This is a genomic window from Lentibacter sp., from assembly GCF_965658795.1.
Taxonomy (GTDB): domain Bacteria; phylum Pseudomonadota; class Alphaproteobacteria; order Rhodobacterales; family Rhodobacteraceae; genus Lentibacter.
In genome coordinates this window covers 72,766-85,419 of the sequence record NZ_CBFHTG010000001.1, presented here as the reverse complement: position 1 = coordinate 85,419, position 12,654 = coordinate 72,766, and the positions used below count along the sequence as shown (strand labels likewise).

Genomic DNA, 12,654 nt, shown 5'->3' with positions numbered 1-12,654 from the left:
CCAAAAATCACAAGCGCAAGATCAGACTGCCGCCTCCAAAGCCGCCCGCCCCGCCGGGCTGAGTGTGTAGACCCCTTTCTCAACAGCCTCGAACCATCCGTAGTGATTGGCCCGCATCATCATGGTCGCGCGCGCAACGCCTGTTGCATCTTTCACATCACGGCCACGGCACGGCCCATGCGCCGCCAAATGGCGCGCGCATTTCTCCGCGCCCTGCCGATAGGCTGTCACAATGGTCTGTCGGCTCATGCCCCCAAGGTTCGGGTCGCCCTCGCGCCCGTCAAACTCGCGCATCAAGGCGGCCTTCTTGGCTTTGGTCTTGCGCGGCTGAAATGCTGCGGGGTCACTATGCGCCTGCGCTGTGCCCTCAGCCAGATTCACCGAAAGAACCCCGAGCCCCAGCTGCTTGCACAAGCCCACATTAGCCTTAAACGCCTTCCAGCCGGCACGCCCCTTCCACCGCGGCACAGCAACATAAACACTGTCGGTGAGCCGCTGCCGCGCCACCGCCTGGTGCAACAGCTGCAGCGAAAACCCGGTTTTCAGCTCGACAATCACAGGCTCCTGCCCCGCACGGCGCGCCACCACATCAGCCGCGCCCACCTCGCCCTTCACCTCATAGCCCAAGCCTTCAAGGAAGGCTTTCACAGGCGCATAGAGCTCGGTTTCTTTCAGCTTTGTCATGGGGGCAATTTGCCCTGCATCCTCCCCCGTGACAAGCCCGCTGCATAAGCCTATAAGGCGCGCAAATCAGCTTAATCTTGTAGGAGCAGCGTTTATGAAAACCCTCGTTTTGGGCCACAAATCCCCCGACACCGACAGCACAGGCTCACCCATCCTCTGGGCTTGGTACCTCAACGAGGTCAAAGGCGTGCCCGCAGAGGCCGTTCTTCTTGGCGAGCCCAACACAGAAGCCGCCTTCATGCTTGAGAAATGGGATCTCCCCAAGCCTCGCATCATCGCCGATCTGGACGAGGGCCAGCCCTGCGTGATCGTTGATACAAACAACCCCGCCGAGCTGCCCGCTGGCGTCAACACCGCCGATATCCAAGCCATCATCGACCACCACAAGCTCGTCGGCGGCCTTGAGACAAAAGGCCCGATCGAAATCACCATCCGCCCGCTGGCTTGCACAGCCACGCTGATGATCGACCTTATGGGGGACGACGCGGCCCAAATGCCGGACTGGGCCAAAGGCGCAGCTCTTGCCTGCATTCTGTCAGACACGCTCGCGTTCCGCTCCCCCACCACAACACCACATGACCAAGCCGTGGCCGAGCAGCTCGCGCGCGACCTCGGCATCAACATCGCCGAATATGCAGCCGAAATGTTCGCGGCCAAGTCCGATGTGTCGGCCTTCTCCGATGCAGAGCTTCTGCGCATGGACAGCAAGGAATACGATGCAGGCGGCAAGAGCTTCCGTGTCTCTGTTCTGGAAACAACCGCGCCTGACACCGTTCTGTCACGCAAAGCCAGCCTGATGGACAGCATGACAACCGTCGCCGCCGAAGACGGCGTTGATCAGGTGCTGCTCTTCGTTGTGGATATTCTCAACGAAGAAGCCACGCTTCTGGTTCCCAATGACCTTGTGAAAACCGTCGCCGAGAAAAGCTTCGGCGCCACAGTGACAGGCGACACAGTCGTTCTGCCGGGTATCATGAGCCGCAAAAAGCAGATTATCCCGAACCTCACAGTTTGATACAGCAGCAAGGGCGCCCATCGCGGCGCCCTTGTCGTGACGATGGTCTATATCCTCGCACTTGCCGCCCTCAACCTTCTGTCCCTTGTGGTCTTTGGCTGGGACAAACTCTGCGCCACCCAAGAGCGCAGACGCATTCCGGAAAAAGCCCTGTTGCAGCTGGCGCTTCTGGGCGGTTGGCCTGCGCTGAAACTCGGCCAGAAGCTCTTTCACCACAAAACCCGCAAACAGCCCTTTGGCTGGCAGCTCAACACAATGGCAGCCCTTAACATCCTCGGCTGGCTGGCGCTTTACGGGGCGATAGCCCACGCGCCTTTTTCAATCGGTTGACCGACATGCCCAATAGCTTGCTCAAACTTGCGCTCTCACCGCTTCTCGCCCTTCAGGCGCTGAGAGTGCGCCAAAGCGCCCTGCTGCTGCCCGAAGCGCAAGGCGCGCGACAGGGAGAAACGGGCCAAGGCAAAGACTATCGCCTCCTGATACTCGGTGACAGTTCCGCAGCTGGCGTCGGGGCAGACCATCAGGCACAGGCACTCTCGGGCCAACTGGCCAAGCGCCTCGGTTCAGCGTGCCGTCTCAAGTGGCACCTTGAAGCGAAGACAGGCGCAACCACAGCCTCAACACTCTCCTACCTGAACAAACGTCCCCCACAGAGCTTTGATGGCGCGCTTGTCATACTCGGCGTCAATGATGTGACACGCCTCACCGCCCCGTCGCGCTGGCAAGCCCAGCAAGACGCCCTGCACGTGTTGCTCCAGCAAAAATTTGCTGTGAACCATATTTTCCGCTCGGGCCTGCCGCCAATGGGTCAGTTTCCACTGCTGCCCCAGCCGTTGCGGTTTATTCTCGGCGCCGATGCCGCAGCGCTTGATGCGACCCTCGCAAAGATTTGCCAGACAAGCTCAAGGCTCCACCACAGCCCGCTCAACCTTCCCTTCGCGCCCCAGTACATCGCGCGCGATGGCTTTCACCCCTCAGAAGAAGCCTATGCCAAATGGGCCGACCTCCTCGCCCCTCTCATTCTAGAGCATCTCTAGCTCTTTCTTTTTGCTCAAAATATCCCCGCCGGAGGCTCCCACGGCCTCAACAGGCGGGTGCCACCCAAACGCGCAGCCTCACACCCCTTTGGGCGGATTTGCCAAATCCGCCCCACCGCGGCGCAGCAAAGCTGCGGCGCAACCCCTCTTCCAATGCCAGCACGGCCCTGCCATAACCGCGCCAACACAGGAGCCCCCCATGACCCGTATCATTCCCGCCCTCAGCGAAATCTCCAGCCAGTACGAAGCCCTCTTCGTTGATCTTTGGGGCTGTGTGCACGACGGCGTGACAGCCTTCCCCGAGGCCGTCGCCGCGCTGCAGGCCTACCGCGCCACAGGCGGGGTCGTTATTCTTGTGACCAACTCCCCCAAGCCCCGCGAAGGCGTTGCGGCCCAGCTCGGCGAATTCGGCGTGCCCGAAGATGCCTATGACGACATTGCCTCCTCAGGTGATTCCGCCCGCGCGGCCCTCTTTCGCGGGATGGTCGGCGAGAAAGTCTACTTCATGGGCGAATGGGCGCGCGATGCAGGCTTCTTTGAGCCGCTCGAACTTATCGAAACACCGGCCCCGATCACCCGCGTGCCGCTGCAAGAGGCCGAAGGCATCGTCTGCTGCGGCCCGTTTGATCCGATGGCCGACCCCAGCGTGAACCGCGCTGATTTTCTCTACGCCAAGACCCAAGGCATGAAGCTGCTCTGCGCCAATCCCGACATCGTGGTTGACCGTGGCGAGGTGCGCGAATGGTGCGCGGGCGCGCTGGCGCAGCTCTACACGGAAATGGGCGGTGAAAGCCTCTACTTTGGCAAGCCACACCCCCCCATCTACGATCTCGCCCGCCGCCGCCTCGTGGCCCTTGGCAGCAAGGTCGAGACAGGGCGCATTCTCGCGATAGGAGATGGCATCCACACCGATATCCAGGGCGCGCAAGGCGAAGACATAGATTCGCTCTTCATCACGGGTGGCTTGGCCGCAGCCGAAACCAAGACAACCCAAGAGCCCGACCCAGAAGCTCTGGACGCTTTTGTCGCCAAAGAGAGGGTCACCCCCACATTCGCCATCGGGCGCTTGCGCTAAGCCACAGGCAACAGCAGGCGAAAACAAGCCACCTGCGCCCTGTTGCGAGGCGTGGGAGACGCGAGTTTTTTCTTGATTTTTCTGCACTCGCAAAGTAATAAAGTTTCAACATTGGGCCTCATACGGCCCAAATATTACCAAGCAAGGCCGAATCTGTAGCACGAGAGGAAGGGCGAAATGTTGGATAACCTGCCCCGCGGAACGATCACCATCGAAGAAATCGAGATGGGCATGACACGCCATGTGCGCAAAACCATCACAGATGAAGATATCGAGATGTTCGCCCAGGTCTCAACCGACCGCAACCCGGTTCACCTTGATGAGGCTTATGCGCAGGATACCATCTTTGAAGGGCGCATCGCCCACGGAATGCTGACAGCAGGCCTGATCTCCGCGGTCATCGGCGAGCAGCTCCCCGGCCACGGCACCGTTTACATGGGCCAAAGCCTCAAGTTTCTCGCGCCTGTCCGCCCTGGCGATACAGTTGTTGCCGAAGTCGAAGTGATTGGCATCGACATCGCCAAACGCCGCGTCCAGCTTGAAACCCGCTGCCTTGTTGATGGTAAAAAAGTTCTGATCGGAGAAGCAACCGTGCTCGCCCCGTCAGGCAAGTTTGATTGAGACAGCCTCAACCGCAGTAGACAACCAGACGAAACGGCGTCACACAAGGCACTGGTCCCAATCTGATATCAGCGAGACGTTTTGCAAACCGATCCAGCCTTCCCCCTCAGCCGAGCGATCTTGCAAAAAGCAGCCCGGTCTCCTCGCAGCGCCGAAAAAGAGGCCAAGGCGGCCCTGAAGTCACAGCCCAAAAGCCCTGCACTTCTGATGGCGGCCGGGCTTGTTGCGCTCCAGCTGAAGAAACAAAAAGACGCTCGCAATCATTTTATCCGCGCCATCAACACAGGCCATGCTCCGGCAGCAGCCTACCTCAATGCTGGCCTTTGTGAAGCCGAGCTTGGCCAGCTGCCCCGTGCGCTTGAGCTGCTTGATCTTGGCCAGAAGCGCTTTCCAGAAGACACACAGCTCGGCACCAGTGCAATCAAACTCTGCCTCCAGCGCGGCGCGCTACAGGAGGCCGAAATCCGTATTGCAAGCCTGCTCGCCAAGGCCCCTGATGAAGACCACTTCTTTCTCGCGGGCCGCCTTGCCGAGGCCAAAGGCGATCTGCCCGCGGCTCTACACTACTATGCACTCGCCCCCTCAAACGCGCTGGCGCAAACCGCTTTAAGCCAGAGCTATGCTTTTACCAATCAGGAAGACAAAGCACTGACCGCAGCCAAGGCAGCGGTCACTCTGGCGCCCCTTGAGCCTACGCATCGCTTCAACCTCGCTTGGCGCAAAATGGAAATGGGTGACTTCAAAGAGGCCGCCGCCGGTTTTCGCGCATTGCTTGATGCGCCAGAGCAGCAATTTGAGGCGCTGCGCACATTAGCAGAGCTCGCAACAGAAGCCGATATCGAGGCTCTTGAGGCCAAGGCAAATACACTGGCGGCCAAAGCCCAGACGACAGCCGAACAGGGGCATCTTGCCATGGCCCGTGCCGAGCTTGCCGAAAAATCGGGCGATCACGCCAAGCACCTTCAATATCTTGCAGAGGCGAACAGGCTCTACGCCAAAGACCGCCGCTATGACGTTAGAGCCGATACACAGGCCTACAAGGATATCCTGTCAGCCTATGACGACAGCGCGGTTGAAGACATTGCGGTCCACACGCCCACACCCATTTTCATCACAGGTATGATCCGCTCTGGCACGACCTTGCTTGACCGTCTTCTCTCGGCCTCACCAGAGGTGAGCAGTATGGGCGAAGTGGCCGCCGTCGGCCGTCATTTCCGCGCAGGTTTTGATGCCCAAACGCTTGCCAGCCTGCGCACGGCCTATAGCGCATTGCAAGCTTTGGTCCCGCCCGCCCCTTTCACCCTCGACAAAATGCCTGAAAATGGAGCCTATCTCGGCTGGATCCTGCGGGCCTTCCCCAATGCAAAGCTCATCGTCATGGATCGCGACCCACGCGATGTTGCTGCCTCGGCCTATCGCGCCTACTTCAACGCCGCGCCGATGAATTTCACCTTCCGCGAAGATTGGCTCATGCAGAAAATGGCAGCCTTTGAAGCCCAGCTTGCGGCCTGGGAGGCGCGCTCGGTTCCCATGCTGCGCATCGATTATGATGCCCTTGTCCGTGCGCCCGAAGATACACTCGCTCAAATAACCGAGTATTGTGGCCTCGCGCCGATCGGGGTGGCAGACCTGTCCAAAGACAAGGGGGCGATCCGCACAGCCAGCTTCGCCCAAGCCCGCCAACCCGTTAACACAGCCTCCATCGGGCGCTGGCAGAAATATCAGGATCTACTCCCCAACATCTGCAAACCCGATTGAAAGACGCGCACGCACTCTTGCACGCGGCGCATGAGAGCGCTACCCAAGCGCCATGCGAGTGATCCGCTCATATCATGATGTCGCGCCCGATGACCGCGGCGCTGCCGTTGCCATTGGCAACTTTGACGGTGTGCACCTTGGCCACCAGTCCGTCATCGACCTTGCCCGCAAGGCAGGCGCCACCACAGGCGCACCGCTTGGGGTGCTCACATTCGAGCCTCATCCGCGCGCCTATTTTGCACCACACACTGCCGCCTTTCGCCTGATGAGCCCACAAGCCCGCCAAAGCAGGCTCGCCAAGCTCGGCGTCAGCCACCTTTACGAGCTCCCCTTCAACGAGGCGTTGGCAGCCCTGACACCAGAGGCCTTTGCCCATGATGTGATCAGCGCGGGGCTTGGCCTGTCTCACGTCGTCATCGGCGAAGACTTCTGCTTTGGCAAGGCGCGCGCAGGCACAGCACCCGACCTTGTCACCTACGGCAAAGAGCTTGGCTTTGGCGTGACTGTGGCCAAACTTGTCACCGCCCAAGACGCGCAGATCTCGTCAACCGCCATCCGCACCGCCCTGTCGGACGGTCGCCCGCGCGACGCCGCCACAATGCTGGGCCATTGGCACCGCCTTGAAGGCCCCGTTGAGCACGGCGAAAAACGTGGCCGCGAGCTCGGCTTCCCCACAGCCAATATGCACCTCACAGGTCTGCATCTGCCCAAATTCGGCGTCTACGCCGTAGAGGTTGATGTGCTCACAGGCCCGCACGCAGGCCGCTACACAGGCGCCGCGTCTCTTGGCACGCGCCCCATGTTTGGGGAAAACACACCCAACCTTGAGACCTATATTTTTGACTTCAAAGGCGATCTCTACGGAGAGACACTCTCTGTGGCGCTGGTGGAGTACCTGCGCAGCGAAGACACCTTTGACAGCCTTGAGAGTTTTATAGCCCAGATGCATGCAGACTGTGACCGCGCCCGCTCAATCCTGAGCGCGCTATGAACGAGCCAAAAGACCCGATCGAGCGCACAGGCCTTGCCCCCCGCTTTTGGGAGCATAAGAAGCTGAAAGACCTCAGCGCAAAAGAGTGGGAAGCGCTCTGTGATGGCTGCGGCAAATGCTGCCTGAACAAGCTTGAAGACGAAGACACTGGCGACGTCGCGCTCACCCGCGTGGCCTGCCGCCTGTTTGATGACACAACCTGCCGCTGCGCCCAGTATGAAACGCGCCACCAGTTTGTGCCCGAGTGTATCAGCCTCAAACCCGATACGCTGGATGAGCACCTCTACTGGATGCCGGAAACCTGCGCCTACAAACTGCTCTGGGAGGGCAAGCCGCTGTTTGACTGGCACCCGCTTATCAGCGGCACAGCCGAGAGCGTTCATGCCGCAGGGGTTTCCATGCAGCACCGCACTGTGCCAGAGTTTGAAATATCCGAAGACGACTGGGAAGAGCACATCATAGAGGAGCCAACCTGATGTATTTCGCCTCCGACAATGCAGGCCCCGCGCACCCCGAAGTTCTGGCAGCCATCGCCGCGGCCAACCAAGGCTACGCCATGCCCTACGGGGCTGACGACATCATGGACGAAGTCCGCACCCGCATCCGCGAGATATTTGAAGCGCCAGAGGCTGCTGTCTATCTTGTTGCCACAGGCACAGCCGCCAACGCGCTGGCCCTCGCAACGATGTGCGCGCCCTACGAAACGGTTTTTTGCTCTCCCACGGCGCATATCCACGAAGATGAGTGCAACGCGCCCGAGTTCTACTCGGCGGGTGCCAAGCTCACCCTTGTCGGCACCCAAGACCAGATGACACCCGAAGCGCTGCGCACCGCCATTGAAGGCGAAGAAACACGCGGCGTCCACGGCCCGCAGCGCGGCCCGGTTTCCATCACCCAGGTCACAGAGCGCGGCGCGGTCTATACGGTTGCAGAGATCAAGGCTTTGGCCGATGTCGCCAAATCCTTCGGGCTTGGCGTGCATCTGGATGGTGCGCGCTTTGCCAATGCACAGGCTGCTCTTGGCTGTACTGCGGCTGAAATGACATGGAAAGCAGGCGTCGATGCCGTGTCTTTCGGTGGCACAAAAAACGGCTGCATGGGTGTGGAAGCGGTCATCTTTTTTGACCCTGCAAAAGCTTGGGAATTTGAGCTGCGCCGCAAACGCGGTGCGCATCTCTTCTCCAAGCACCGCTACCTCTCAGCCCAGATGCAGGCCTATCTGGCCGATGATCTCTGGCTGCGTGCGGCCAGGCAAGCCAACGCCAACTGCGCACGGCTTGTTGACGGCTTGAACACCGTTGCAGGCGCAGTGATCACAAGCCGCACCGATGCCAATATGATCTTTGCGGAACTGCCACGCGCAGCACACCAGCGCCTCGCGGCCGCTGGCGCACGCTACTATGTGCTCGCAGGCGATGTGGAGACCGGGGATGCAGACGCGCTTTTGCCCTGCCGCCTCGTCTGCGACTGGTCGATCACACCAGAGCTGATTGACCAGTTTATAGCGGCCGCCAAAGGCTAGGCGGCACACGCGGGCTTCAAGCTTTGCGACGCAAAATCCGACTCGCGCGCGGCTGCACCGCGCGCAAGCATAGGACATGGTGAACCCTTCGTTGTGCATAGCGCTGTCCATACAGGCTGCCACACAGGATGCCACATAGCCTGCCACACAGCAGATTTTGCGCCCAAAGCCGCAGAACCGCCGCGCCCGATGCGTTTAGGCAGCCCTATGGAATTCGGGCTATAATACCCGAAACCCCATAAAATAAGGGCTCAAAGCCCCTTCACCTCTTCGTGGCGAAAGCAGGTTGTCAGGTGATCATTCACAAGCCCACAGGCCTCCATCCAGGCATAAACAATCGTCGGCCCACAAAACTTGAACCCACGTGCCTTCAAATCTTTGGAAAATTGTTGCGAGATTTCGGTCTGCGGCGGAACGGCCCCCAAACTGTCAAACCGGTTGACCAGTGGCGCCCCGCCAACAAAGCTCCAGCAGTACTCGGAGAAGCCCTCCCTGGCCTCAATCTCAAGATAGGCACGGGCATTTGTGATGGTAGCTTCAACCTTGCCACGGTGGCGAATGATCCCCTCATTGGCCAACAAACGCATCACATCCTGCTCCCCCCAAGTCGCGATGACTTCAGGGTCAAACCCTTGAAAAGCTTCACGAAAGTTATCTCTCTTGCGTAAAATCGTAATCCAGCTCAGCCCGGCCTGAAAGCCATCCAGCACAAGCTTCTCCCAGAGCGCGCGGCCGTCCCATTCCGGCACGCCCCACTCTTCGTCATGATAGCGAATGTAGAACGGATCATCCCCATGCCAGCCACATCTGTCCAAAATATTTCCCCCTATTTCAATGGTTTGCGCAATTTTAGACAATCCTGCCATTTAAACGCTTGTTAGCAAATAGCCCTCAAAGCTTAGCACTCTCTTGGCATCACTTGGGAGTGATACGATGACTAAAAGACACAGAGCGCAGATGACAGGCAACAACGATATTTCAAACCCTCTGGGCTATGCCGTCGCCGCGCGCGACAAATCAGTCTTGCAGATGGTTGAGACGGCACTGCGCAACAAGCAGGTTTTGCTGGCCTACCAGCCCATTGTTCAGGCGCAAGCTCCCACGAAGGTCGCCTTTTATGAAGCGCTGCTACGCCTGACGGATGAAACAGGCCGTATCATTCCCGCAAAAGACTTCATCAACGAGATCGAGACAACAGAGCTTGGCCGGATCATGGATTGCATCGCGCTCGAAAAGGGCCTGCGCACACTTGCCCGCCAGCCCGACCTGCGCCTGTCCATCAACATGTCCGCCCGCTCTATCGGCTACCCAAGATGGATGCGCACTCTGCGCCAGGGCCTACAGCGCAACGCCACCGTCGGCGAGCGACTGATTCTCGAGATCACCGAGACCTCTGCCATGACCGTCCCGGAACTGGTCATCAGCTTCATGAATGAGTTGCAATCAAAAGGGGTTAGCTTCGCACTGGATGACTTTGGCGCAGGCTACACCTCCTTCCGCTACCTACGCGATTTCTACTTCGATATCGTCAAAATTGATGGCCAGTTCATCCGGGGGATCAGCCAAAACCACGACAATCAGGTCCTTACATCTGCGCTCCAGGCTATATCCGAGCAGTTTGATATGTTGACTGTCGCAGAGTTCGTTGAGACCCCAGAAGATGCTGATTTTCTTATAAAAATTGGAATAAACTGCCTACAAGGCTATTATTTCGCAGCCCCAACAATCCGCCCCGTATGGGACCGCCCGGAGACAAGCGAGCGCAGCGCCTGACACAGACGCATTCCGTGCCCTGTCAGTATATTGTCGCACTGCAGCAAATAAGGTATGCCTAGAACAACAGCTCACCTTACATATGAGACTGAGCTTTTTTCTGGGAGAGGAACCTTCATGACCAATGTCGTAATCGCCTCCGCGGCTCGCACCGCAGTTGGCTCTTTCACCGGCTCATTCGCCAACACCCCCGCGCATGACCTTGGCACAGCTGTGCTCGAAGCCATTGTCGAGCGCGCAGGTATCGAGAAAGGCGAGGTCAGCGAGACCATTTTGGGCCAAGTGCTGACAGCAGGCCAAGGCCAGAACCCTGCACGCCAAGCGCACATCAATGCAGGCCTTCCCATCGAAAGCGCGGCTTGGAGCATCAATCAGGTCTGTGGTTCGGGCTTGCGCGCTGTTGCGCTTGCCGCTCAACACATCCAGCTTGGCGATGCTGATATTGTTGCCGCAGGTGGCCAGGAAAATATGTCACTCAGCCCCCACGTCGCACACCTGCGCGCAGGCACAAAGATGGGCGATGTCAGCTATATCGACAGCATGATCCGCGATGGCCTCTGGGATGCGTTCAACGGGTACCACATGGGGCAAACTGCAGAAAACGTTGCAGAACAATGGCAAATCAGCCGTGACCAGCAAGACGAGTTTGCTGTCGCCTCCCAAAACAAGGCAGAAGCCGCGCAAAAAGCAGGCAAGTTTGCCGATGAGATCACGCCCTTTACGATCAAGACACGCAAGGGTGACATTGTCGTCGACCAAGACGAATACATCCGCCACGGCGCAACAATGGACGCCATGCAAAAACTGCGCCCCGCGTTTGCCAAAGACGGATCAGTAACAGCCGCCAATGCCTCAGGCCTCAATGATGGCGCGGCGGGCGTGCTTTTGATGAGTTCAGACAATGCCGAAAAACGCGGCATCCAGCCGCTGGCGCGGATTGCCTCCTATGCAACTGTTGGGCTCGACCCAAAGATCATGGGTGTTGGCCCTGTTTACGCGAGCCGCAAGGCTCTCGACAAAGCAGGCTGGAGTGTTTCAGACCTTGATCTGGTTGAGGCCAACGAGGCCTTTGCCGCTCAGGCTTGCGCCGTCAACAAAGAGATGGGTTGGGATCCTGAGATCGTCAACGTAAATGGCGGCGCTATTGCGATTGGTCACCCTATCGGCGCATCAGGCTGCCGTGTGCTCAACACTTTGTTGTTCGAGATGCAGCGCCGCGGCGCAAAAAAGGGCCTCGCAACACTTTGTATCGGTGGTGGCATGGGCGTTGCCCTGTGTGTTGAACGCCCCTGATCCTAGACAACTTACGCATAAGTCGGGTGCCTTATCAGGCGCCCGACTTTTTTATTCGAATATGGCATTTCACTGAGTAATATTATTGCTTAAACAGGCATTAATTGGTAACAGGATTGCGATAGTATTTTTTGGGAGGAGAACATCATGGCAAGAACGGCACTGGTCACAGGCGGCTCACGGGGGATTGGCGCGGCTATTTCAAAGAAGCTGCAGGCAGAGGGCTACAACGTTGCGGCGACCTATGCTGGCAATGATGAGGCCGCGGCGGCTTTTACCGCTGAGACAGGGATTAAAACCTACAAATGGAACGTCGCCGATTATGACGAATCCGCTGCAGGTATCGCTCAGGTCGAAGCAGAGCTTGGCCCGGTTGATGTGGTTGTTGCCAACGCGGGGATCACCCGTGATGCCCCCTTCCACAAGATGACACCCCAACAGTGGCACGAGGTTATCGACACCAATTTGACCGGTGTTTTCAACACGGTGCACCCCCTCTGGAACGGGATGCGCGAACGCAAATTTGGCCGCGTGATTGTCATCAGCTCGATCAATGGTCAAAAGGGGCAGTTTGCTCAGGTCAACTACGCCGCGACGAAGGCCGGCGACCTTGGGATCGTGAAGTCTTTGGCGCAAGAAGGCGCGCGGGCGGGGATTACGGCCAATGCAATTTGCCCCGGCTACATCGCGACCGAGATGGTTATGGCCGTGCCAGAAAAGGTGCGCGAGTCTATTATCGGGCAGATCCCGACAGGCCGCCTTGGTGAACCCGAAGAAATCGCGCGTTGCGTGGCGTTTCTGGCCTCTGATGACGCGGGCTTTATCAACGGATCAACAATCTCGGCCAATGGCGGTCAATTCTTCGTCTAACGCCAACAGCCGGAA

General features: G+C 58.6%; 14 protein-coding genes. 12 read left to right on the top strand and 2 right to left on the bottom strand.

Annotated elements, in window-relative coordinates; genetic code table 11:
- Positions 1–21: 21 nt before the first annotated feature.
- The gene (locus tag ACTG3X_RS00455; protein ID WP_439109251.1) at positions 22–684 is read right to left on the bottom strand and encodes a DUF2161 domain-containing phosphodiesterase; all 663 of its coding nucleotides are present in this window, start codon (positions 682–684) and stop codon (positions 22–24) included.
- Between the two features lie 94 nt (positions 685–778).
- Here ACTG3X_RS00455 and ACTG3X_RS00450 point away from each other — a divergent pair, with 94 nt between their 5' ends.
- The 9 genes from ACTG3X_RS00450 (at position 779) to ACTG3X_RS00410 (ending at position 8,703) form a co-directional block, all read left to right on the top strand.
- On the top strand, positions 779–1,699 hold the full coding sequence (locus ACTG3X_RS00450; RefSeq protein ID WP_439109250.1) for a manganese-dependent inorganic pyrophosphatase: 921 nt from the start codon (positions 779–781) through the stop codon (positions 1,697–1,699).
- Between the two features lie 42 nt (positions 1,700–1,741).
- Positions 1,742–2,029: a DUF1294 domain-containing protein gene (locus tag ACTG3X_RS00445; RefSeq protein WP_439109442.1), complete on the top strand. Its 288-nt coding sequence runs from the start codon at positions 1,742–1,744 to the stop codon at positions 2,027–2,029.
- 5 nt (positions 2,030–2,034) lie between these two features.
- Complete coding sequence (locus ACTG3X_RS00440; RefSeq protein WP_439109249.1) at positions 2,035–2,736, top strand: SGNH/GDSL hydrolase family protein; 702 nt, start codon at positions 2,035–2,037, stop codon at positions 2,734–2,736.
- 199 nt (positions 2,737–2,935) lie between these two features.
- On the top strand, positions 2,936–3,811 hold the full coding sequence (locus ACTG3X_RS00435) for an HAD family hydrolase (protein ID WP_439109248.1): 876 nt from the start codon (positions 2,936–2,938) through the stop codon (positions 3,809–3,811).
- 177 nt (positions 3,812–3,988) lie between these two features.
- Entirely contained in the window at positions 3,989–4,432 is a 444-nt protein-coding gene (locus ACTG3X_RS00430; protein ID WP_439109247.1) for a MaoC family dehydratase, read from the top strand.
- Positions 4,433–4,513: 81 nt separating this feature from the next.
- Complete coding sequence (locus tag ACTG3X_RS00425; protein WP_439109246.1) at positions 4,514–6,190, top strand: sulfotransferase; 1,677 nt, start codon at positions 4,514–4,516, stop codon at positions 6,188–6,190.
- Positions 6,191–6,242: 52 nt separating this feature from the next.
- A complete protein-coding gene (locus ACTG3X_RS00420; RefSeq protein ID WP_439109245.1) occupies positions 6,243–7,181 on the top strand; it encodes a bifunctional riboflavin kinase/FAD synthetase in 939 nt (312 codons plus the stop codon).
- Positions 7,178–7,657 carry a YcgN family cysteine cluster protein gene (locus ACTG3X_RS00415; RefSeq protein ID WP_439109244.1) on the top strand — a complete coding sequence of 160 codons (480 nt, stop codon included), beginning with the start codon at positions 7,178–7,180 and terminating at the stop codon, positions 7,655–7,657. Before ACTG3X_RS00420 ends, ACTG3X_RS00415 begins: the two co-directional genes overlap by 4 nt.
- Entirely contained in the window at positions 7,657–8,703 is a 1,047-nt protein-coding gene (locus tag ACTG3X_RS00410; protein WP_439109243.1) for a threonine aldolase family protein, read from the top strand. The genes ACTG3X_RS00415 and ACTG3X_RS00410 overlap by 1 nt, the downstream gene beginning before the upstream one ends.
- 251 nt (positions 8,704–8,954) lie before the next feature.
- Here the strand turns inward: ACTG3X_RS00410 and ACTG3X_RS00405 are convergent, their stop codons facing one another.
- Positions 8,955–9,569, bottom strand: a complete 615-nt coding sequence (locus ACTG3X_RS00405; protein WP_439109242.1) for a DNA-3-methyladenine glycosylase I — start codon at positions 9,567–9,569, stop codon at positions 8,955–8,957.
- Between the two features lie 67 nt (positions 9,570–9,636).
- On the opposite strand from ACTG3X_RS00405, the gene ACTG3X_RS00400 reads away from it, so the two are divergent.
- The 3 genes from ACTG3X_RS00400 (at position 9,637) to phbB (ending at position 12,639) form a co-directional block, all read left to right on the top strand.
- Complete coding sequence (locus ACTG3X_RS00400) at positions 9,637–10,476, top strand: EAL domain-containing protein (RefSeq protein WP_439109241.1); 840 nt, start codon at positions 9,637–9,639, stop codon at positions 10,474–10,476.
- A 117-nt stretch (positions 10,477–10,593) separates the two neighbouring features.
- Positions 10,594–11,769 carry an acetyl-CoA C-acetyltransferase gene (locus tag ACTG3X_RS00395; RefSeq protein ID WP_439109240.1) on the top strand — a complete coding sequence of 392 codons (1,176 nt, stop codon included), beginning with the start codon at positions 10,594–10,596 and terminating at the stop codon, positions 11,767–11,769.
- Positions 11,770–11,916: 147 nt separating this feature from the next.
- Positions 11,917–12,639, top strand: coding sequence for an acetoacetyl-CoA reductase (gene phbB, locus ACTG3X_RS00390; protein ID WP_439109239.1), 723 nt, complete (start codon positions 11,917–11,919; stop codon positions 12,637–12,639).
- Positions 12,640–12,654: the final 15 nt, after the last annotated feature.

Excerpts from the sequence above, each read along its gene's own strand:
- ACTG3X_RS00455 (WP_439109251.1), bottom strand. The coding sequence starts at position 684 with ATGACAAAGCTGAAAGAAACCGAGCTCTATGCGCCTGTGAAAGCCTTC.
- ACTG3X_RS00450 (WP_439109250.1), top strand. The coding sequence starts at position 779 with ATGAAAACCCTCGTTTTGGGCCACAAATCCCCCGACACCGACAGCACA.
- ACTG3X_RS00445 (WP_439109442.1), top strand. The coding sequence starts at position 1,742 with ATGGTCTATATCCTCGCACTTGCCGCCCTCAACCTTCTGTCCCTTGTG.
- ACTG3X_RS00440 (WP_439109249.1), top strand. The coding sequence starts at position 2,035 with ATGCCCAATAGCTTGCTCAAACTTGCGCTCTCACCGCTTCTCGCCCTT.
- ACTG3X_RS00435 (WP_439109248.1), top strand. The coding sequence starts at position 2,936 with ATGACCCGTATCATTCCCGCCCTCAGCGAAATCTCCAGCCAGTACGAA.
- ACTG3X_RS00430 (WP_439109247.1), top strand. The coding sequence starts at position 3,989 with ATGTTGGATAACCTGCCCCGCGGAACGATCACCATCGAAGAAATCGAG.
- ACTG3X_RS00420 (WP_439109245.1), top strand. The coding sequence starts at position 6,243 with ATGCGAGTGATCCGCTCATATCATGATGTCGCGCCCGATGACCGCGGC.
- ACTG3X_RS00415 (WP_439109244.1), top strand. The coding sequence starts at position 7,178 with ATGAACGAGCCAAAAGACCCGATCGAGCGCACAGGCCTTGCCCCCCGC.
- ACTG3X_RS00410 (WP_439109243.1), top strand. The coding sequence starts at position 7,657 with ATGTATTTCGCCTCCGACAATGCAGGCCCCGCGCACCCCGAAGTTCTG.
- ACTG3X_RS00405 (WP_439109242.1), bottom strand. The coding sequence starts at position 9,569 with ATGGCAGGATTGTCTAAAATTGCGCAAACCATTGAAATAGGGGGAAAT.
- ACTG3X_RS00400 (WP_439109241.1), top strand. The coding sequence starts at position 9,637 with ATGACTAAAAGACACAGAGCGCAGATGACAGGCAACAACGATATTTCA.
- ACTG3X_RS00395 (WP_439109240.1), top strand. The coding sequence starts at position 10,594 with ATGACCAATGTCGTAATCGCCTCCGCGGCTCGCACCGCAGTTGGCTCT.
- phbB (WP_439109239.1), top strand. The coding sequence starts at position 11,917 with ATGGCAAGAACGGCACTGGTCACAGGCGGCTCACGGGGGATTGGCGCG.